The 20,246-nt window shown below is 34.7% G+C and carries 21 protein-coding genes; 18 read left to right on the top strand and 3 right to left on the bottom strand.

The window, feature by feature from the left end:
• The 16 genes from BAU28_RS30765 to BAU28_RS24465 all read left to right on the top strand — a co-directional run.
• A partial coding sequence (locus tag BAU28_RS30765; RefSeq protein WP_131801219.1) for a hypothetical protein occupies nt 1-184 on the top strand: 184 nt, incomplete at its 5' end.
• 22 nt (nt 185-206) lie between these two features.
• Nucleotides 207-1,502, top strand: coding sequence for a homoserine dehydrogenase (locus tag BAU28_RS24535; RefSeq protein ID WP_002171464.1), 1,296 nt, complete (start codon nt 207-209; stop codon nt 1,500-1,502).
• The gene (gene thrC / locus BAU28_RS24530; protein ID WP_048372740.1) at nt 1,495-2,553 is read left to right on the top strand and encodes a threonine synthase; all 1,059 of its coding nucleotides are present in this window, start codon (nt 1,495-1,497) and stop codon (nt 2,551-2,553) included. The genes BAU28_RS24535 and thrC overlap by 8 nt, the downstream gene beginning before the upstream one ends.
• Entirely contained in the window at nt 2,550-3,443 is an 894-nt protein-coding gene (gene thrB, locus BAU28_RS24525; RefSeq protein WP_048372739.1) for a homoserine kinase, read from the top strand. Before thrC ends, thrB begins: the two co-directional genes overlap by 4 nt.
• A gap of 153 nt (nt 3,444-3,596) precedes the next feature.
• Nucleotides 3,597-3,809: a DUF6366 family protein gene (locus BAU28_RS24520; RefSeq protein ID WP_048372738.1), complete on the top strand. Its 213-nt coding sequence runs from the start codon at nt 3,597-3,599 to the stop codon at nt 3,807-3,809.
• Between the two features lie 225 nt (nt 3,810-4,034).
• On the top strand, nt 4,035-6,341 hold the full coding sequence (locus BAU28_RS24515; RefSeq protein WP_071720404.1) for a glycoside hydrolase: 2,307 nt from the start codon (nt 4,035-4,037) through the stop codon (nt 6,339-6,341).
• Nucleotides 6,342-6,689: 348 nt separating this feature from the next.
• On the top strand, nt 6,690-7,691 hold the full coding sequence (locus BAU28_RS24510) for an LCP family protein (protein ID WP_071720402.1): 1,002 nt from the start codon (nt 6,690-6,692) through the stop codon (nt 7,689-7,691).
• Between the two features lie 162 nt (nt 7,692-7,853).
• Nucleotides 7,854-9,101 carry a hypothetical protein gene (locus BAU28_RS24505; RefSeq protein ID WP_071720401.1) on the top strand — a complete coding sequence of 416 codons (1,248 nt, stop codon included), beginning with the start codon at nt 7,854-7,856 and terminating at the stop codon, nt 9,099-9,101.
• A gap of 12 nt (nt 9,102-9,113) precedes the next feature.
• Nucleotides 9,114-9,803 (top strand): response regulator transcription factor, encoded by a 690-nt coding sequence (locus BAU28_RS24500; RefSeq protein ID WP_071720399.1) that lies wholly within the window; start codon nt 9,114-9,116, stop codon nt 9,801-9,803.
• Nucleotides 9,800-11,161 carry a sensor histidine kinase gene (locus BAU28_RS24495; RefSeq protein WP_071720398.1) on the top strand — a complete coding sequence of 454 codons (1,362 nt, stop codon included), beginning with the start codon at nt 9,800-9,802 and terminating at the stop codon, nt 11,159-11,161. Before BAU28_RS24500 ends, BAU28_RS24495 begins: the two co-directional genes overlap by 4 nt.
• 100 nt (nt 11,162-11,261) lie before the next feature.
• Nucleotides 11,262-12,083 (top strand): peptidoglycan-N-acetylglucosamine deacetylase, encoded by an 822-nt coding sequence (locus BAU28_RS24490; RefSeq protein WP_002171473.1) that lies wholly within the window; start codon nt 11,262-11,264, stop codon nt 12,081-12,083.
• A 15-nt stretch (nt 12,084-12,098) separates the two neighbouring features.
• Nucleotides 12,099-12,755: a YkyA family protein gene (locus BAU28_RS24485; protein ID WP_071720396.1), complete on the top strand. Its 657-nt coding sequence runs from the start codon at nt 12,099-12,101 to the stop codon at nt 12,753-12,755.
• Nucleotides 12,756-12,928: 173 nt separating this feature from the next.
• Nucleotides 12,929-13,609 (top strand): MgtC/SapB family protein, encoded by a 681-nt coding sequence (locus BAU28_RS24480; protein ID WP_071720394.1) that lies wholly within the window; start codon nt 12,929-12,931, stop codon nt 13,607-13,609.
• Nucleotides 13,610-13,695: 86 nt separating this feature from the next.
• A complete protein-coding gene (locus BAU28_RS24475; protein ID WP_071720392.1) occupies nt 13,696-14,232 on the top strand; it encodes a GNAT family N-acetyltransferase in 537 nt (178 codons plus the stop codon).
• 252 nt (nt 14,233-14,484) lie between these two features.
• Nucleotides 14,485-14,691, top strand: a complete 207-nt coding sequence (locus BAU28_RS24470) for an alpha/beta-type small acid-soluble spore protein (RefSeq protein WP_002171477.1) — start codon at nt 14,485-14,487, stop codon at nt 14,689-14,691.
• A 214-nt stretch (nt 14,692-14,905) separates the two neighbouring features.
• Complete coding sequence (locus tag BAU28_RS24465) at nt 14,906-16,159, top strand: bacillibactin exporter BcbE (RefSeq protein WP_048372720.1); 1,254 nt, start codon at nt 14,906-14,908, stop codon at nt 16,157-16,159.
• A 142-nt stretch (nt 16,160-16,301) separates the two neighbouring features.
• Here BAU28_RS24465 and BAU28_RS24460 read toward each other — a convergent pair whose 3' ends face one another.
• Nucleotides 16,302-16,919 carry a LysE/ArgO family amino acid transporter gene (locus BAU28_RS24460; RefSeq protein WP_071720390.1) on the bottom strand — a complete coding sequence of 206 codons (618 nt, stop codon included), beginning with the start codon at nt 16,917-16,919 and terminating at the stop codon, nt 16,302-16,304.
• 122 nt (nt 16,920-17,041) lie between these two features.
• On the opposite strand from BAU28_RS24460, the gene BAU28_RS24455 reads away from it, so the two are divergent.
• Nucleotides 17,042-18,481 carry an aminotransferase-like domain-containing protein gene (locus BAU28_RS24455; protein WP_071720388.1) on the top strand — a complete coding sequence of 480 codons (1,440 nt, stop codon included), beginning with the start codon at nt 17,042-17,044 and terminating at the stop codon, nt 18,479-18,481.
• A gap of 83 nt (nt 18,482-18,564) precedes the next feature.
• Nucleotides 18,565-18,732 carry a DUF3933 family protein gene (locus BAU28_RS24450; RefSeq protein WP_002171481.1) on the top strand — a complete coding sequence of 56 codons (168 nt, stop codon included), beginning with the start codon at nt 18,565-18,567 and terminating at the stop codon, nt 18,730-18,732.
• A 106-nt stretch (nt 18,733-18,838) separates the two neighbouring features.
• Here the strand turns inward: BAU28_RS24450 and BAU28_RS24445 are convergent, their stop codons facing one another.
• Entirely contained in the window at nt 18,839-19,804 is a 966-nt protein-coding gene (locus BAU28_RS24445; protein ID WP_071720386.1) for a patatin-like phospholipase family protein, read from the bottom strand.
• 235 nt (nt 19,805-20,039) lie between these two features.
• A complete protein-coding gene (locus BAU28_RS24440; RefSeq protein ID WP_002171483.1) occupies nt 20,040-20,207 on the bottom strand; it encodes a YjcZ family sporulation protein in 168 nt (55 codons plus the stop codon).
• Nucleotides 20,208-20,246 lie beyond the last annotated feature (39 nt).

Below are 20,246 nucleotides of genomic sequence, written 5' to 3'. Positions count from 1 at the left end.
TAAGTCTGGGTTGGAACAAGGGTGGAACCACGAAAACACATTCGTCCCTTTACTAGGGATGAGTGTGTTTTTTTATTACTTTGAAGGGAGGTGCTGTAACATGAAACGATTAGTACGTACGGAAATAACCACCACCTGTATGAAAAAATGGCAGAGCAAGGTGATTGATAGAGGTGAAAAATAAAATTCTAGGAGGAGATTAGAAGATGAATAATGTTATTAATGTTGGGGTATTAGGGTTAGGTACTGTCGGAAGTGGTGTTGTCCATATTTTGAAAGAACATTATCAAAAAATCGCTCTTGATACAGGGTGTGAAGTAAAGGTAAAGGCAGTCGTTGTGCGTGATTTAGAAAAAGAACGTGATGTTTGTATTGAGGGAATCGTAGTAACGAGTAATGTGGATGAAGTTCTAAATGATTCAAATATTGATATTGTAGTAGAGGTAATGGGCGGAATTGAAGAAGCGAAACAGCATATTATGAAGGCTTTGCAAAGTAAAAAACATGTTGTAACTGCAAATAAAGATTTAATGGCTGTATATGGGGCTGAGCTTCTACAATTAGCAAATGAAAATAATTGCGATTTGTTTTATGAAGCAAGTGTAGCAGGTGGAATTCCAATATTAAGAGGATTAGCAGACGGGCTAGCTTCAGATCAAATTGAAAAAATAATGGGAATCGTAAATGGAACAACAAATTATATGTTAACAAAGATGAGTCAAAATGGATGGTCGTATGAAGAGGCTTTACAGGAGGCGCAGAAATTGGGTTTCGCAGAATCTGATCCAACAGCAGATGTAGATGGACTAGATGCTGCGAGAAAGGTAGCGATTCTTGCTAACTTAGGTTTTTCGATGAATGTTTCTTTAGATGATGTTCAAGTTAGAGGTATTCGAAAGGTCGAAAAAGAAGATTTAGAAATGGCCGAAAAGTTAGGATTTACTATGAAATTAATTGGTAAAGCGGAGAAACAAGGATCATCCATTCATTTAAGCGTAGAACCAACTTTATTGCCAAGTCATCATCCATTATCGAATGTAAATAACGAATTCAATGCGGTGTATGTTCACGGTCAAGCGGTTGGGGAAGTGATGTTTTACGGACCAGGAGCTGGGAAGTTACCAACTGGTTCTGCTGTAGTAAGTGATATTATTTCAATCGTTAAAAATATGAATCAAGTTCCGAAAAACAAAAGTGCGTTAAAAGAACCAGAGCCATATGAATTACAAGGAGATGAAGAAGTAGTTTCGAAATATTTTTTACGCATTTCATTACGAGATGAGCCTGGAATGTTACAAAAAGTAACAGAATGTTTCGTTAATTATTCTGTGAGTTTAAAAGAGGTCATTCAATTACCTTTGAATCGTGAACTTGCAGAGGTCGTTGTTGTGACACATCAAACTTCAAAATATCAATTCGAACGAGTTTTAGGAGCGATAGAAGATGTCGCAAGTGAAATAAACAGTTACTACATTATTGAGGAGGAAAAACAATATGTATAAAGGTCTATTAAAACAGTATGTTTCTTATTTACCAGTGAATGAAAACACACCTGATGTCAGTTTAATGGAAGGGAATACACCCCTTATTCCATTATTAAATATATCGAAGCAATTAGGGATTCAGTTATACGGAAAATATGAAGGAGCAAACCCAACAGGTTCTTTTAAAGACCGTGGTATGGTAATGGCCGTTGCTAAGGCGAAAGAAGAAGGTTCAGAGGCAATTATTTGTGCATCAACAGGTAATACATCGGCATCGGCTGCAGCTTATGCGGCACGCCTCGGGATGAAATGTATTATCGTAATACCAGAAGGGAAAATTGCGCATGGAAAATTAGCGCAAGCAGTCGCTTATGGGGCGGAGATCATTTCAATAGAAGGAAACTTTGATGATGCACTTCGGGCTGTAAGAAATATTGCAGCAGAAGAGCCGATTACATTAGTAAACTCAGTGAATCCTTATCGAATTGAAGGACAAAAAACAGCGGCATTTGAAATTTGTGACCAGTTGCAAAGCGCACCAGATGTTTTAGCTATTCCTGTTGGGAATGCTGGGAATATTACAGCATATTGGAAAGGGTTCTGTGAATATGAGAAAGAAAAAGGCTATAAGAAGCCAAGAATTCACGGTTTTGAAGCGGAAGGAGCAGCGGCAATTGTAAAGGGACATGTAATTGAGGAACCTGAAACGATTGCAACAGCGATTCGCATCGGTAACCCAGCAAGTTGGTCGTATGCAGTAGAGGCTGCTGAGCAGTCTAATGGTGAAATAGATATGGTATCAGATGAGGAGATTTTAAATGCGTATAGATTGTTAGCAAAAACTGAAGGAGTTTTTGCAGAGCCAGGATCAAATGCTTCATTAGCGGGCGTAATTAAACATGTTCAATCTGGAAAAATCAAAAAGGGAGAGACAGTTGTTGCAGTTTTAACTGGAAACGGTTTGAAAGATCCTGATATCGCAATTTCTTCTAATAAATTAGACATTGCAAGTGTTTCAAATGATATAGAACAAATTAAAGATCATATTAAAGGGGTGATTATGTCGTGATACCATTAAGAGTTCGTGTTCCTGCTAGCACAGCGAATGTTGGACCTGGATTTGATTCAGTAGGAATAGCATTGTCATTATATTTAGAAGTGAGTGTAAAAGGAGAAGCCGATAAGTGGCAAGTAGTACATTCTTTTGACGATTCAATTCCAACAGACGATAAAAATTTAATTGTTAGTACGGCATGTAAAGTATGTCCTTCTTTATCACCCCATATAATAGAAGTTACTAGTAATATTCCGTTGACAAGAGGGCTAGGAAGCAGCGCGTCAGCGATTGTAGCAGGAATAGAGCTTGCGAATCAACTTGGAAATTTACATTTAACAACTGATCAAAAAGTTCAAATTGCTACAAATTTTGAAGGACATCCAGATAATGTTGCTGCTTCTATTTTAGGCGGGACTGTAATTGGAGCACTGGACGGAAAGAATGTTTCGGTCGTGAGGATTGAAAGTAAGGAGTTAGGCGTAATTTCTCTTATTCCAAATGAAGAGCTAAATACGGATGAAAGTCGATCTGTATTACCAAAGATGTTTCCTTTTCATGAGGCTGTTAAAGCTAGTGCAATTAGCAATGTGTTAGTAGCTGCATTATGTCAAAAGAAGTGGGAAGTTGTAGGTGAGATGATGGAGAGAGATCATTTTCACGAGCCGTATCGTTTAGAACTTATACCGTTATTACCATCTATTCGTAAATGTGCAAAAGAGTTTGGGGCATATGGTACAGCACTTAGTGGCGCGGGACCATCCATTTTTATATTAACTCCATATGAGAAGCGGCAAGAAATTGCTGAGCAATTAGCGAGAGTATTTATAGCAATGAAAGTATGTGAGCTTGAAATCGATCATAAAGGGGTTACTGTAAATAAGGAAGAACATATTGGATTATAAAGAAAGCTAGCATCGCTAGCTTTCTTTACGTTATGGGGAATACATTTTTAATCGGAATTTTTTCAAAGAAATAATATTTTAGAAAGAGAATATAAAATGAATTTTAATTTTGTATAGTTGAGTAAAGGGCGTATTAATTTTGGAGGTGATTATATGAGTTCAAAAGAGTCACCAGAAGAAAAAAGAGAACGTATGAGACAAAGTGAATTGAAAAATAATCCTACCGGTTCTTTGAATGATGGGCTCAATAGAGCGGAAACAGGTAACCACGTTGATATGGTAGGTGGTATGAATTGGAAAGGTACAGGAATATTAATTTTAGTGCTAGTTTTAGGATATATTATATACAGTTACTTTTTCAGGTAAAGAATGCTTGTTAAAACTTTGATTCGTTTGGACTAATAATTAGTTAGTGCGAAAAGGCATGGATTAAAGTCTTATTGTATTACATATCTTCTTTAAAGCAGAATAGATTTGTTCATGAATTTATTTTTCATATTCCGAATAGAGCTAGCATTATGCTAGCTCTATTATTTTTTGCCACATTCCTGTAACAAAACCCCTGTATATTCAGTGGTGGAGGTGCAGAAGATGAAAAAAATGATAGCAATATGTCTTCTTACAACAATGTCATTTTCGACTTTAGTCGGGTGTGATGTAAATGGTAATGATGCTTTACAAGAGTCTAAAATAAAGAAAGCGACGTATAAAGATTTTACTTATGATGTAAATCCAGAGACTTTCACGTTAACTGTAGAGCATGATGGTGTAAAGGAAGAGGCATCACAACCGTTACCGAAAATGAAGGTGTCGAATTTAAAAAAAGACAAGGATCGCACATCATGGGAATATCCAGATCAAAAAGTAAAAGTAAACTTAGAAAAGAAAAAAGACCACTTAAATATTGAAGTGGAATCGACTGGTGCAGAAAGTTTTACATGGCCGAAAGTACAAGCTGAAAATTATACACTTCCGTTATGGGAAGGTAAGCAAATTCCAAGTAATGATGAGAATTGGAAGAAGTTTTTGAAGGATGATGCATATTCATTTGCTGAATCATTTTCCATGAAGTTTTTCGCATTAAATTGTTCGAAATATTCGATTGTATATATTGCGAACAATATGTTTAATAATGAATTGAAATTTCATTCAGATCCGAAAATAGGATTTGATTTTACACATGAATTCCCGAGTATAAATAAAAATAAAACATATGGATTTCAGTTATATGTTACAAATAATGATGCAGTAAGTATCGCCAAACTATATAAGAACAATATCGTTGAAAAAGGTGAATTTAAAACATTACAAGAAAAGGCTAGAAAAAATAAAGAGATAGAAAAACTTTACGGTGCAGGTCATTTTTATTTTTGGAATCAAAATGGTTTATCAGAAAGTAACGTAAATTGGCCAAAGCTAAGGGAGCAAATAAATAGCCCACTGTTTAGCCATATAAAAGAACTCATTCAAAAGAATAGTTCAGAATCTGGAGAACTGAATGTATTTGAGCAAGTAAGTAAACAAGATTTCATCGATAAGTATCAAAAAAATGTTATTTTGCGTTATGTAAACGAAGTATTATCAATGAAGGAATTTTATAAAGAGGATATTTTCCCGAAAGTTGATCAGGAAGCTAGTGCACTATTAAAGAAAGGCGTAGATCACTTAGCGAAGACGGAGTTGTATAGCTTAAATAAGCATTTATTAAAGTCAGGACTCGGTGATGCAGTTGAAGAGGTGAGTAAATGGGGTTCTGCAGATGGAACAGATATCTTAAAGGAAATGAAAGAAGCAGGGATAGACAAAGCGTGGATTGGTTTGCCGAACTGGGAACAAGGATTTATGCAACCTAATTTCGTTACAGAAGCTAAGAAAATGGGATATTTAGTTGGTCCGTATGATTCTTACCATTCCATTCACGAAAAAGGTGATAAAAATTGGAACACAGCTTCCTTTAATGATCCATCGTTATATGAAGAAGCAACCGTAACGAAGAAAAATGGAGAGAAGGTGCAAGGGTTTTTAGGGAGAGGCCGAAAATTAAATCCGACATTAGCACTTCCTAGTGTAAAAGAACGAATGAACGATATATTACAAAATGGACCTAAGTATAATTCATGGTTTATTGATTGTGATGCAACGGGTGAAATTTATGATGACTATGCAACGAAACATATAACGACACAAGAACAAGATTTAAAAGCAAGATTAAAACGAATGGATTATATTGCGCAAGAAAAAGGTATGGTAGTTGGCTCTGAGGGCGGAAATGATTTTGCAAGTAGTACGATTGCATTTGCTCATGGAATTGAAACGCCAGTTATTAAATGGGACGATGAAGATATGAGGAAAAACAAAACAAGCCCGTATTATGTAGGTGGATATTGGTCACCAAATCAAAATGTTCCTGAAAAATATGCAAAACAAGTACCGTTGAAAGAAGAATATAAACAAGTGTATTTAAATCCAGTATATTCGGTACCATTATATAAATTAGTATACAACAATTCCGTTATTACAACGCACCACTGGGAATGGGGAAGTTTGAAGGTGAAAGATGAAGTTGGAAATCGTATGTTATATGAGTTATTGTATAATGTTCCTCCGTTGTACCATTTAGATGAAGTAGAGTGGAATAAGCATAAAAAAGAAATTACACAGCATCTGAAAGTTTGGGATGAAGTTCATGAAAAGGCAGTAAAAGAAGAAATGACGAACTTTGCATATCTGTCAGAAGATAAGCTAGTACAATCTGCTTCATATGGAAAAGATATTAAAATCATTGTGAATTTCTCGAATGACGATGTGGAAATAGAAAAAACGAAAATTAAAGCAAATTCAGCTTTAATTTATAATAACGGGAAGCAAATAATGTATACACCAAATGAGAGTCAATAAAGTGAAGCTTTAATGAGTGGGGGCATTCCCTACTCATTATTAGGTGAACCAATCGGGATTTTAAAGGAAACTTGCCTCTGCATACTTACTGAATTTTGAGGTTGAAGTCTTATATTCACAAATAACAGGATGGTAAATCTGTAAATCAGAATGTTTAGAAGTGTTAAATTTTTGAAGTTGGTAAATGGTGACTTGCCAAAAATAAGCACGAGAGTATAATGTGAAATGGAATACATATTGGATTCATGATGTAACCTTACAAAAATGTAAGGTGATTGAAAGGAAATTCAATATGAAGATTACTAGACATACATTATACTAGGAAAAGAGAAAGAGAGGAGAATGAACATGAGCTCTGAATTAGAACAAAACACGAGAAGCAGTAAAAAACGTTCTAAAAGAAAGTCTATAAAATGGTTCATTTTAATTCCATTTTTCCTACTTATTTTTGGAGGAGTAGGATATGGATCGTTTATATATAACAAAGCAAAAGCTGTTGTAAGTGATGCATATGCAAAAATTGATAAGTCATCAAAACGGGATAAAGAAGTTGAACCTTTAAAGGATAATATTTCAATTTTAATTATGGGTGTAGACGGAAGTGAAATGAGAAAAAGCCAATATGGCGAAGCGGTTCGGACAGATGCACTTTTATTAGCGACAATTAATAAAAATGATAAGTCAGTTAAATTAGTAAGTATTCCGCGTGATTCACGCGTTTACATTCCATCTAGAAAGAAATTAGATAAAATTACACACGCACATGTATTTGGTGGTGTTGAAAGTACACGAGATACAGTGGAACGATTTTTAAATGTTCCAGTTGATTATTATGTGAAGTTTAACTTCGAGTCATTTGTACAAATTGTAGATTCACTTGGTGGTATTGATATTGATGTACCGGTTACTTTCACAGAACAAGATAGTAAAGACCAAGCAGGTATGATTCATTTAGAAAAAGGTTTCCAACATTTAAATGGAGAGCAAGCACTTGCACTTGCAAGAACGCGTAAAATTGACAGTGATGCAATGCGTGGTCAAAGGCAACAACTTGTAATTGAAGCAATTGCGAAAAAAGCAATGTCTGTTCAATCGATTAGCAAAATGGGCTCTTTACTTGATGCAATTGATAAAAATATGAAAACAAATTTAACATTTGATGATATGCTTGCTATTACGAAAAATATGGCAGGATCGGATCTGCAAATGGAAAAGATGCAAATAGAAGGAACAGATAAACGTATTGGTGGTATTTATTATTACATTCCAAACGAAAAAAATGTAAAAGATATTTCAAATAAATTAAATGAACATTTAGGTGTAACACCAAAATCAGTTCGAAATGAATAGTAAAAAAAGATTGGCCTCCGCCAATCTTTTTTTTGGAAATGGATTTGTAACTTTTCTGTAACGATTTTTTATTTTAGAAAAATTATACTCATATGTATGAGAATATTGGAGAAGCAAAAGTATAGAGAAATACTTAAAATCTGTAGTAAGGAAAGATATCATATGCAGAAATGGATAGGCATTATGGGAATCATCTTTATATTGACTGGATGTAAAATGTCTGAAGCTCCGACAAATTTAATGGTGGCTCCTGCAAATGAGAAATGGATAAATGAATTGAAAGAGCAAATAGATAAAGATTTGCCTGTTAATTATCGATTGCTTACTCCGATGTCTAATAAAGATAAACAAATGATTTGGTCAATGGATTTTAAACAAGATAATAAAAAAGAAGCCATCGTATTTTATAAATTGCCGAATGAAGATCATAGCGTATATTTAGCTGTATATGAGGAAATCGGAAATGGGTGGAAAATAAAGTCCACGCATAAATTTGATGGAGGAGAAGTAGATATCGTTGAAGTGGGTGATTTTACAGGGAATGGGAAGAGAGAGTTATTAATTGGAATCTCTGTAAGTCGCGAATCTTTAGATCATGTCATGTATGTTTTTTCGGAAGAAAATGATGATATGAAGGAGATTTATAATCGGCATTATACGAAGCTATTTATAGAAGATCTAAACAGAAATGGCCTTAATGACATAAGCCTTGTTACTTATGAAAAAGATGAGAAGTTGACAGTTGAGTTCATTGAGCAGTTTAAGACTATTTCTGAAGTTTCATTTGACCCATTTATAAATAGTATTCAAAGAATACAGTTTGGATGTATTTCCAAACTGTCCAAGGCGGTTGTAATTGATGCGGGAGTTGGGGCTCATTCAGGTGTAACATATGTAGCGAAATTTGATAAGGATCATTATGAGGAATTACCTATAGACGGGAAAGAAGATTTATTCAATGATTATGTTGTGGAAAGTAAAGACGTAAATGAAGACGGCATTATTGAATTTGTTCGTACTGTACGTCCAAAAGGTTGGGAAGATAAATCATATGGTGATAGTCCGTTCTTTGAACGTTACATACAGTGGAGTGAAGATGGAACTAAACCTATAGAAGAACGATATATCAATATAGAAAAAGGATATTTTGTGAAAATTCCTGAAGAGTTAATGGGAAAAATCACTATCCCAGATCAGCAAAAGGAATCAAATGTTCAAAAGTTTCTGGATGCAAGTACAAATGAAGTATGGCTTGAAGTCCATATTTTTAAGCGGAGAGACTGGTTCAAAATAAAAGGATACGAGGCAGCAGTTAAAACAGCATCTCACGTATATGCAGTACCGAAGCAATCAAAGTTTGAAAAAGTGAAAGCATATATAAAACCGCTAGCGGATTATCAACAAGAGTAGGAGGTGGGAATTATGCCAACAATTTTAGTATTGGAAGACGAAATACCAATTCGTAGCTTTATTGTATTAAATATGAAACGTGCTGGATTTCATGTATTAGAGGCTAATACAGGGGAAGAAGCATTAGAGATTTTACGTCAACATACTGTTCAAGTTGCACTACTTGACGTAATGTTACCAGGGATTGACGGTTTTCAAGTATGTAAAGCTATTCGGGAAAATAATAAAAAAATGGGTATTATTATGTTAACCGCACGTGTACAAGATGAGGATAAGGTACAAGGGTTAGGAATTGGGGCGGATGATTATATTGCAAAGCCGTTTAGTCCAGTAGAGTTAACGGCACGTGTACAATCCTTATTAAGAAGAATAGAAGTGCATGCAGAAAAAACAAATATACATACATCTGGTCCGTTTTCATTAAATCTTACAGAAGAAAGTTTATATAAAGATGGGCAATTAGTGGATTTAACCCCTACAGAATATATGATACTACAATATTTAATGGACCATGCTTCTAAGCCGGTTTCACGGGATGAAATATTAAATATGATTTGGGGAGTTAATTACGTAGGTGAGACGAAAGTCGTAGATGTAAATATGAGGCGGTTACGTCAAAAGATAGAATGCAATCCATCTGAACCGCAGTTTATCCTGACAGTGTGGGGTAAAGGATATGTGTGGAAGGAAACTATAAAATGAGACGGAAAGTGACTTTATATTTTATGACGGTCATAACACTTATGCTTGTATTGTTTGAAATAGCATTTTCAGTCTCTATTTATCAATATTATTATAATGGTATTGTGCAGTATATAGAATCTCATGCGAAGACGAGTACACGTTTTTTCTCTGAGTATAATTCATTATATTTTATTCGTTTGAACGAATATAGTGGTGACATCATTGGAAGTTTTCAATTGGAAGGAACAGAATTACAATTGATCGATCGGCACGGTACGATTATACAGTCGTCAAGCGGACAAAAGGTAGAAGGTAAAGTAAATATTCCTTATTCTTTACTAGAGGGGGAAATGTATCACCAAGTTACTACTACGAAAGATAATGAAAAACAATTAGAAGTATTAAGTCCACTCGTACATCAAGGGCAAACTATCGGTGTTTTAAAATATACGACTGTTTTAACACATGTAAATGCAAAGATTATCGAAATCATGATGTTTACTATTTCTGTAGGTATTGTTATTTCAGGAATTGTCTTCTTAATTAGCAGACGTTTGGCAAATTCATTTGTTGAGCCAATTGAATCTATTATTCAAGCTTCTTCACAAATCGCAGAAGGAACACTGAAAGATAGAATTAAAGAAGACTATCCCGGTGAATTAGGTGAGTTAGCACATAGTTTAAACTATATGTCTGATAAAATAGAAAAAGCAGAACAGATGAAAAATGAATTTATTGCTTCTATTTCTCATGAAATACGGACGCCTTTAACGGGAATTAAAGGTTGGAGTGAGACGTTAAAAACTGTAGAGCATTTAACGGAAGAAGAAATAAAGCAAGGTATGGGAATTATTTCAGGTGAGACAGACCGATTGATTCATTTAGTAGAAGAATTGCTAGATTTTTCAAGATTACAATCAAATCATTTTAATTTATATAAACAAAAAGTGCAATTGTACGATATACTAGAGGAGACGATTTGGCAATTAACTCCTAACGCTGAAAAGAAGAAAATTCAATTCATCCATACTCTAGAACGAATTGAATTGATGGGGGATCGAAATAGGCTAAAGCAAATTTTCTTGAATATTATTCATAATGCTATTAAATATTCATATGAAAACAGTACAGTTCACATTGAAGTGACAAAAAGTGAAGGACAAGCAGTGATTAAAGTGACAGATCAAGGTATTGGAATTGCTGAAGAGCATCTACCTTTTATAGAGCAGTCATTTTATCAAATTAATAATCATGTTGCAGGTGCAGGCATTGGTCTAGCTATAGTGAAAAAAATGGTAGACCTTCATGGAGGTACTCTTAGTATAATAAGTAAAGAAGGAATAGGAACAACAATTTTGATAAAGCTCCCACTATAATTCATATGTTGTTTGTTTATATAGTGTAATAAAATAAATAAATGTATAATTACATTGGGTGATTTATATATAAGATTAATAGGGAGAGGAATTCGATAGAATGGAAAAGGCTTTTAACATTAAACGAGTAGTAGTCGTTTTAATAGCGATTGCAGCAGTAGCTATTGGGTATTTCATGTTTCAATCTATTACTTCACCAGCAAAAGCTGTTGCGAAACAAGAAAATGTAATACAGCTTGCAAGTGAACAACCGAAAGTTGAAATGAATAAAACGGCACCAAGTCGTTTTAATGGAACGGAAAGAAAAGTTGCTTACCTTACATTTGATGATGGGCCAGGAAAATATACGGCTGAATTATTGAATATGTTAAAACAGCATGATGCGAAGGCGACATTCTTTTTAATTGGCGCGAATGTGAAACAGTTTCCTGATTTAGTAAAACGTGAAAATGCAGAAGGACATTATGTTGGAATGCATAGTATGACACACAATTATGCGAAGTTATATAAAAATGGCGAGTATGTTAATGAAATGAAAGAAGATCAAGGCTTAATCGCAAATATTATTGGGAAATCTCCTAAATTAACACGTCCTCCATACGGATCGACGCCTGGTTTAAATGAAGGTCTCCGAAATAAAGTAGTAGAGGACGGTTTGAAAGTATGGGACTGGACAATTGACTCTTTAGACTGGAAATACAATAAAGTACCAGTTGATGCAGCGGCAGCGCAAATCGCTCAAAATGTATTAGCTGGTGCAACAAAACCACAAGAAGTCATTTTAATGCATGATATTCACCCGCAATCAGTTGCTGCTGTGCCAGCAATTTTAAAGGGTCTAAAAGAAAAGGGTTATGAATTTGAAGCATATCATGAAGAGAATCACTTCCCAGTGAACTTCTGGCACGATAACCGTTTATAATTGGAGGAATTGAAGTTGAAGTATGGAAAAGTAGCAGTAGTTGGAGCATTATCAGTAGGATTATTATCAGGATGTTTCGGTGAAAAGCCAGAAGAAAATTTATATACGGCTTTTGAAGCAGCAGCGACACAAGAAAAATCTTTAGTTGATAATACGAAAAAATTAGAGAAATTAGAGAAGCAAGGGCAAGAACTATATTCTCAAATTTTACAAGAAGGTAAAGAGCATAATGAAGCAGTTACGCAGAAGATCGAGCAAGCTACTGCAAATGTAGATGAGCGTGAAAAAGTAATGAAAAACGAGAAAGAACTGTTAGAAAAAGCTCAGAAGGAAACGAAATCGGTTCAAAGCAATATAGAGAAGCTTGAAGATAAGAAATTGCAAAAACAAGCAAAAGCAGTAGAAGAGTCGTATAAAAACCGTTATGAATCTTTCCAAAAGATGAATGAGAATTATACGAAGGCATTAGCGAATGAAAAAGAGCTGTATGAAAAATTAAAAGTAAAAGAAACGAAGTTAAAAGAAATTGGTGAAAAAGTTAAAACTGTTAATGAGTTAAATGTGGAAGCTCAAAAGGCGAAAGAACAATTTAACAAACATACAAAAGAGTATAATGACAGTAAATTAGCATTTTACAAAGATGCACAGATTAAGACTAAAGAACAAAAATAAAGAAGTATCTTAATCACGCTAAAAAAACTATAGAAAAAGCCGAAAAAACATTGTAATAAAAAATGTTTTTTCGGCTTTTGTCGTTCAATGAATAGAAAAGACTGGAATTGATATCATAAAAGAGTTATAGTGTATTATTCGAAGGGAACATTGTAAAGTAAGGAGAATGAAATATGTCATATGAATTTTTATTCAAATTAGGTTTAGCACTCTTTTTAGGATTATTCATCGGAATAGATAGACAGCTAAAGAATAAACCGCTTGGAGTGAAAACAAGTATGGTTATTTCTGTAGCGAGTTGTTTAATTACGATGGTTTCAATTGAATCAGTGAATGTATATTCTGTTCCAGGACATACGAATATGGATCCAATGCGATTAGCTGCTCAAATTGTAAGTGGTATCGGTTTTCTTGGGGCAGGTGTAATTTTACGAAGAAGTAATGACGTTATTTCAGGATTAACGACAGCTTCTATGGTATGGGCCGCTTCAGCGCTAGGTATTGCGATTGGGGCCGGTTTCTATATACAGGCGATAGTTGCCATGATTTTAATTATATTAGCAATCAATGTACTACCACAGCTTGTGAAAATTGCAGGTCCGTATTCATTGAGACAAAAGGACTTGTCTATAAAAATTACCGTAAATAAGCATCGAGAGTTAGATGGGATTTTTAAGCAAATTAAAAATTTAAATATGCAAGTGAAGCGAGTGAAAATTAAAGATATTGATAATGGAGCATCTCAGCAATTAGAAATGGTAATTTTAGCTCCGGAAGATTTATATACAACTGAGTTATATAGTTCTCTAAAAGAAATCGATCATGTTGTATCTGTTGAAGTGGAAAGTAGATAAAAAAGATTGAAAAGGGTGATGAAAATTCACTCTTTTTTTTACTGAAAAAAACATTTTGCTATAATTATTTACATAGGGGGATGCAAATGATGGAGATACATATTCGAAGGGCAACGAAAAATGATATTGCAAGTATAGCAAAAGTGCATGTGGAAAGCTGGAAAACAACGTATAAAGGGATATTTGCTAACGAAATTTTAGAAAATATAACGTATGAACAACGAGAAAAGCTATGGGAAAGTATTTTTCAAAAAGAAGACGGGCATCAATATAGGTTTGTAGCAGAGACCTTAAATGGGGAGATTATCGGATTTATCGATGGTGGGACTGAAAGAACGGGGACATATAATTGTGATGGGGAATTATATGCAATATACATTTTACAAGAGTATCAAGGAATGAAGATAGGACAACGTTTATTTCAAGCTTTACTATCAGATTGTAAAAAAAATAATATGCAATCTCTTTTAGTTTGGGTTGTCTCTAATAATCCTTCTAAAAAATTTTATGAAAAATATAATCCTGAAAAAATTGATACAAAATTTTTAGCAAGACTAAATATAGAAGAAATAGCATATGTGTGGCGAGATATGGATTGTTTATATAAAACATTATCAATTTAGGTTTAAATAATTATATTATGTAAACTAAACTTACGGCTATTAAAAAATACGGATTTAATGTTGTAAAAAGACGAAAAGTTTAGTAATGAAGGTATTAACAAATAGAAAATTAGAAGTAGTAACTTCATAATGTGAAATGATGTAAGAGTCTCGTTGCGGAGACTCTTTTTTAAAAAAATATATAACCAAAAATTACCAGGTATTTAATATCGGTTTTGATACAATTTAATATATATAAGGAGGTGATCGGTAATGGCTAGAAATCGTAACACTAATCAATTAGCATCAAATGGAGCACAAGCAGCTCTAGATCAAATGAAATATGAAATTGCACAAGAGTTTGGTGTACAACTTGGAGCTGATACTTCTTCACGTGCAAACGGTTCTGTAGGCGGTGAAATTACAAAACGCCTTGTAGCGATGGCAGAACAACAGCTTGGTGGCGGATATACTCGCTAAATGTAGAAGGTTATAGGAGAAAGGAAGGATTCTTCCTTTCTTTTTTATTTTCAATTAATTGGTATGGATATATTGTGAACTGGATTCAAAGAATAGAAGTAACGCTATGTTTTACCCAATTTCTTTTGTTGTGAATGGAAAGTAGTAAAGATGTAATAGCCCTGGTGGAATGTAAAATTAAGTTCCAGCAGGGCTATTATATGGTAAGAAATATATGATGAAAGGTTCCGAAATCAACATGTTAAAAAAAGAAAACTGTTGTTTAATTGCGCTTGCATCAGTTCCACTCGTTATGACATTAGGGAATTCAATGCTTATTCCAATTCTGCCAACCATTGAAAAAAAATTACATATTTCATCTTTTCAAGTATCCATGATTATTACAATTTATTCTATCATTGCGATTTTGCTTATACCAATTGCTGGTTATTTATCAGATAGATGGGGACGAAAGATGGTAATGGTTCCAAGTTTAGTAATTGCAGCTATTGGAGGAGCGATTACGGGCTGGGTATCATGGAAAGTTGATAATCCCTATGTTTGGATTCTTATCGGAAGGGCAATTCAAGGGATAGGAGCTGCTGGAGCTATGCCAGTTGTTATACCATGCGTTGGTGATTTGTACAAAGATGAAAAACAGGTTAGTGCCGGCTTAGGGATTATTGAGACGTCAAATACATTTGGAAAAGTATTGAGTCCTATTTTAGGATCTGCTCTTGCGGCCATTGTATGGTTCTTACCATTTTGGGCAATTCCAGTTTTATGTGTAATATCGATTGTTTTATTATTGGTGTTAGTAAAGGCGAAGAAACAAGAAGAACAAGCGCCTCCACTGAAAGAATTTGTTAAATCTATTATCTCTACGTTTCGAGAAAAGGGAAGATGGTTAATTGCCATTTTTATACTAGGTGCAATTATTATGCTTATTTTATTCGGAATCCTTTTTTATCTGTCGACTATACTGGAGTCGAAGTACGACATTCATGGTATATGGAAAGGGTGTGTACTTGCTATTCCTTTACTTGTACTATCACTTAGCTCATATATGGCTGGTAAGAAAATTGGAGATAAACAGGATGTTATGAAAAAGTGTATTTATATTGGGTTTTTATTGGCTGCTGCCTCTGTCGTATTACCTTTATTTATAAAAGGGATCTATTTGCTACTTCTTTGTCTTGTTATTATGGGGGTAGGTATTGGTATTGCGTTACCATGTTTAGATGCTCTTATTACTCAAGGAATTGAAAAAGAGCAGAGGGGCACAGTTACTTCATTTTATAGTTCAATGCGATTTATCGGTGTAGCAGCTGGACCACCCCTTTATTCTTTTTTTATGAAAGGGGCGGACCATGAAGTGTTTTATTTAACAAGTATCTTCGCTGCTATTGGTGCTGTCATAGCAATTATTTGGATTAAACCAGCAAAAGATAACATGGTGCAAAAACAAAAACCGGAACCAACTTCATAATTGGAAAGAGAATTGCATGATTTGTAATTAGCATGCAATTCTCTTTATCAGGATATTTTCGAGCTGTCCATAAAGCCAGATTGGTGTGAGCTAATAATCAGTAGGACTGAGAAAAAAACCACTGAATAAAGTTTCACTTTATTCAGTTAGGAAAAAGCACTTGTTTTAACATATAAAGTGCGACGCCCCAAATGATTAGCCCTGAAAATTTATTTAATACTATGATCGTTTTCCCTGTTGAGTCTAGTCTTTTTAGAAATTTTCCAGCCATAGCTAAGCTTATAAACCAAATCCAAGAAACGATAATTGTTGCGAAAGTGAAAGCCCATTTCTCATTTCCTATATACTGGATAGAGTTTGTTCCAATTACACCAATTGTATCTAAAATTGCGTGTGGATTTAGTAATGAAACTGATGCGGCGAAAATAACTTGCTTTTTTAAAGGCATTCTTTTTTCTTGTTGTACATCATTTGAAGGATTACTTTTCCAAATAACCCAGCCCATATACATAAGAAAGAAAAATCCAATCATATACAAGGTAGTTGTTAGCCAAGAAAAAGTAAGGAGTACAAGGGATACACCCTGTACAGCAATTAAAATTAATAATGTATCACATATAGATGCAGTTAAGACTACAGGAGCAGCACGCCAAATATTTGGTTGACTGGCGCCTTGGTTAAAGACGAAAACATTTTGGACACCTAATGGGATGATAAGGCCAAATGCAAGGATGATACCGTGAATAATTGCTTCACTCATTATATTACCTCCTACTTAGTGTAATTAATTATGATAGTGTATATTGTATAGAGGAAATGAGAAATTGTATCCATCCATATGGTTGGATAGTCGACCAACCAAAATGAATGTGGGGTGATAGGATGGAAAGATTAGAATGGAAACCTAATATGTCTTCGTCTATTCCACTATATAAACAAATAGAAACATACATAAAGGGAAGAATTGTTAATGGGGAATGGACAGTTGGAACGAAATTACCTTCACAAAGAGCTTTGGCACAAACATTTGAAGTGAATCGAAGTACAATTGTAATGGCGTTCGATGAATTAGTAGCAAAAGGTTATATTGAGGGGAACGGTCGGAAGGGAACAATTGTTATAAATAATAGCGAGAATACTTCAACATATGCCCCGCCACCTAATTGGCAATCTTATGTAGAAACAGGACTTCATTACCCGAATCTTCCTGCTATACAAGAGATTAACCAAGCTGAATTTTATCCCAATGTAATTCGATTAGGAACTGGTGAGCTTTCACCAAGTCTGTTACCTGAAGAAAATATGAAAAGAATTATTAATAAGTGTATGAAGACAAATGTTCCACTTGGGTATGAAGAACCGAAAGGAAATCGCCATCTAAGAGAAAAAATTGCGGAATATTTAAAAGGGCATGATGTTTATGTATCCCCTGACTCTATTTTAATTGTTTCAGGGGCAATTCAAGCACTGCAGCTTATTTCCATGGGGTTACTTCCAAAAGGAGCATCAATTCTATTAGAAAAACCATCATATTTATATTCTATTAATGTTTTTCAATCAACAGGAATGCGCTTGATAGGAATGCCAATGGATGAGAATGGTATAAACACTTCATATATTCCACAATATAAGAAGCAATTTAATGCATCGATTTTATATACAATTCCGTCTTTTCATAATCCGACGAACTTTAGTATGAATGCTAAGAAGAGGAAAGAAGTGATGGGTATATGTAATGAAATTGGATTACCTATTATTGAGGATGCAGTCTATCAAGATTTATGGTTCGATGCACCAGTTCCAAAGCCTTTAAAGGCATATGATAAAAACGGGATAGTATTACATATCGGGAGCATGTCCAAAGTTATAAGTCCTGGTTTAAGAATTGGCTGGATTGTTGGGGCTGAACCAGTTATTCAAAGATTAGCAGATATAAAAATGCAAACAGATTATGGTTCAAGTTCTATATCCCAGCAAATTGCAGCAGAGTGGTTTACAGATGGTTTGTATGATGAACATTTACAGTTAATCAGAAGTGAATTAAAAAAACGTAGAGATTTTATGATAAGTATGTTAGAAAAGTATTGCAGTGAAATTGCAACTTGGCATGAGCCAGCAGGGAGCTTTTATATTTGGTTACATATGAATCTACCTTTTTCGAATCGTAGTGTATTTGAAAAAGCTTTGCAAGAAAAGGTGTTATTAAACCCAGGTACTTTGTATGATAGAAGTGCGAACCAATTTTTACGACTTTCGTATTCTTATGCAACTTTAGAAGAAATTGAAATTGGGATAAAAAAGGTAGCGCAATTAATAAAGTGAAACTTTAATCAGTATGATTTTTGATCATCCACACTGGTTATTAGCCCGCAAATAGCGGGATAAAAAGGTAAAAGGAGAAAAGGATGAAACAATATGTGATTTGTCAAATTATTGACGGAGATAAATATTTAGCAGCTTATGCAGAGACGAAGCAGGACGCGATTGAAAAAGCTGAATTGTTAGGATTAAGAACAGGAAATCGTTACGTAGTAATTACCGCGGAAGAAGCAAAAGGGTTAACTTATCCTTAAACGATGTGTGGAAGTATGCAGAAAGTAAATAAGCCTAATAACATACTAAATTATTAGGCTTATTTATATTTAGAGTATCGATCTCTCTTTAATGAAAAAAATAATATTATGAGTCGAGCTGACGGAAAAATCGATTTGTTTTTCGATCCTGATTTCCGTTTCTATATTTATCAACATATTGCCTGAAATTCCAAGATTGTAAAAAATTATTAGCGGCGTTATAACCAGAGTTATAGAGCCATTCTTTCTCTTCTTTAGTTAAATGAAAATTAGTACTTGTAATGGTTCCTGTTGGAATTGTAATAGTTCTTGCCTTTGCTTCTTTATCTAAATGACGTAAATCATGAGCTTGCATCATCGTTTTAAATAATCCTTTGAACATGGAGATAGGATCTTCATAGTGGGCGGGATCAGCTTGAATTTCATCTTTCACGAAATGAAATCCAAAGGTAGGCCAGCGAGGCGAGGAAGGTGAATCGAAAATCCAAATTGGATAATTACTTAAAATACCTCCGTCAACCATATAACAAGGCTGTTTCCATTTTGGTGTTCGCCATTTCACTGGTTCGAAGAGGAACGGAATAGTTCCACTCATTCGTACTGCTTTAGCGATAGAGAAGCGATAATTCGAAAATCCGTAGCTTGGTAAATCATCAGGGAAGACAACCATTTTACCATTGCTTATATCTGAAGCGATAATTTTGAGTTTATTCAAATCAGGTAAGTCTGTAAATAGATGAATTCCTTTTTTTTTAAGCAGGTCTTCGAGCCATTCTTCGAGAAATGCATTTGAATAAATACCTAGAGTAGACCATGCATTTAATCCTTTACCGATAAAGGGAATTCTATTAAGAAAAGTCTTCTTAGTAAATTTGTTATAATCAATGTCAGTTATAATCGTTTTTAATTCGGAACAGGAGTATCCTGCTGCTAGAAGTGCTGCGATAATAGCACCAGCTGATGTCCCTGCTAAACGTTCCCACTCATAACCTTTTTCGGCTAACGCACAAATTGCTCCTACATGTGCAATTCCGCGTACACCGCCTCCTTCGAAAACACCATCAATCTTCATAAACATACTCCCTTTCGGATAATAAAGTGAAACTTTAATCAGTGGGGGGTATTCCACGCTGATTATTAGCCCTCACCAATCGAGCTTTTATGGGCAGCCCGACTCCCACCCAACTTCTTTTTTTACAGCCGAATTTTGAGGTGGGAGTCTTACTGCCCGCAAATAGCGGGATAAATTCTGAAATGGCAAAAAAGCACGTATTGTACGTGCTTTTTTACAATAGTTTTTAAGTTTACTAGCAGCCTACAAAGCCGCCCCAACAGCTAGCTCCGATGATGATTAGAAGGATAAATAAAACGATTAATAAAGCGAAACCTCCATAACCACATCCACCGCAACTACCGCCGTAACCGCCGCCGTAACCGCCACAACTACCGCCGTAACCGTAACCACCGTAACCCATGTGGAATTCCTCCTTATATTAAAAGTGAAAATGAACGAG

Origin of the sequence: Bacillus paramycoides, from assembly GCF_001884235.1 — a bacterium.
GTDB lineage: Bacteria > Bacillota > Bacilli > Bacillales > Bacillaceae_G > Bacillus_A > Bacillus_A paramycoides.
Note: the sequence above shows the minus strand (reverse complement) of the source record. Positions and strands in the feature narration are given on the sequence as shown.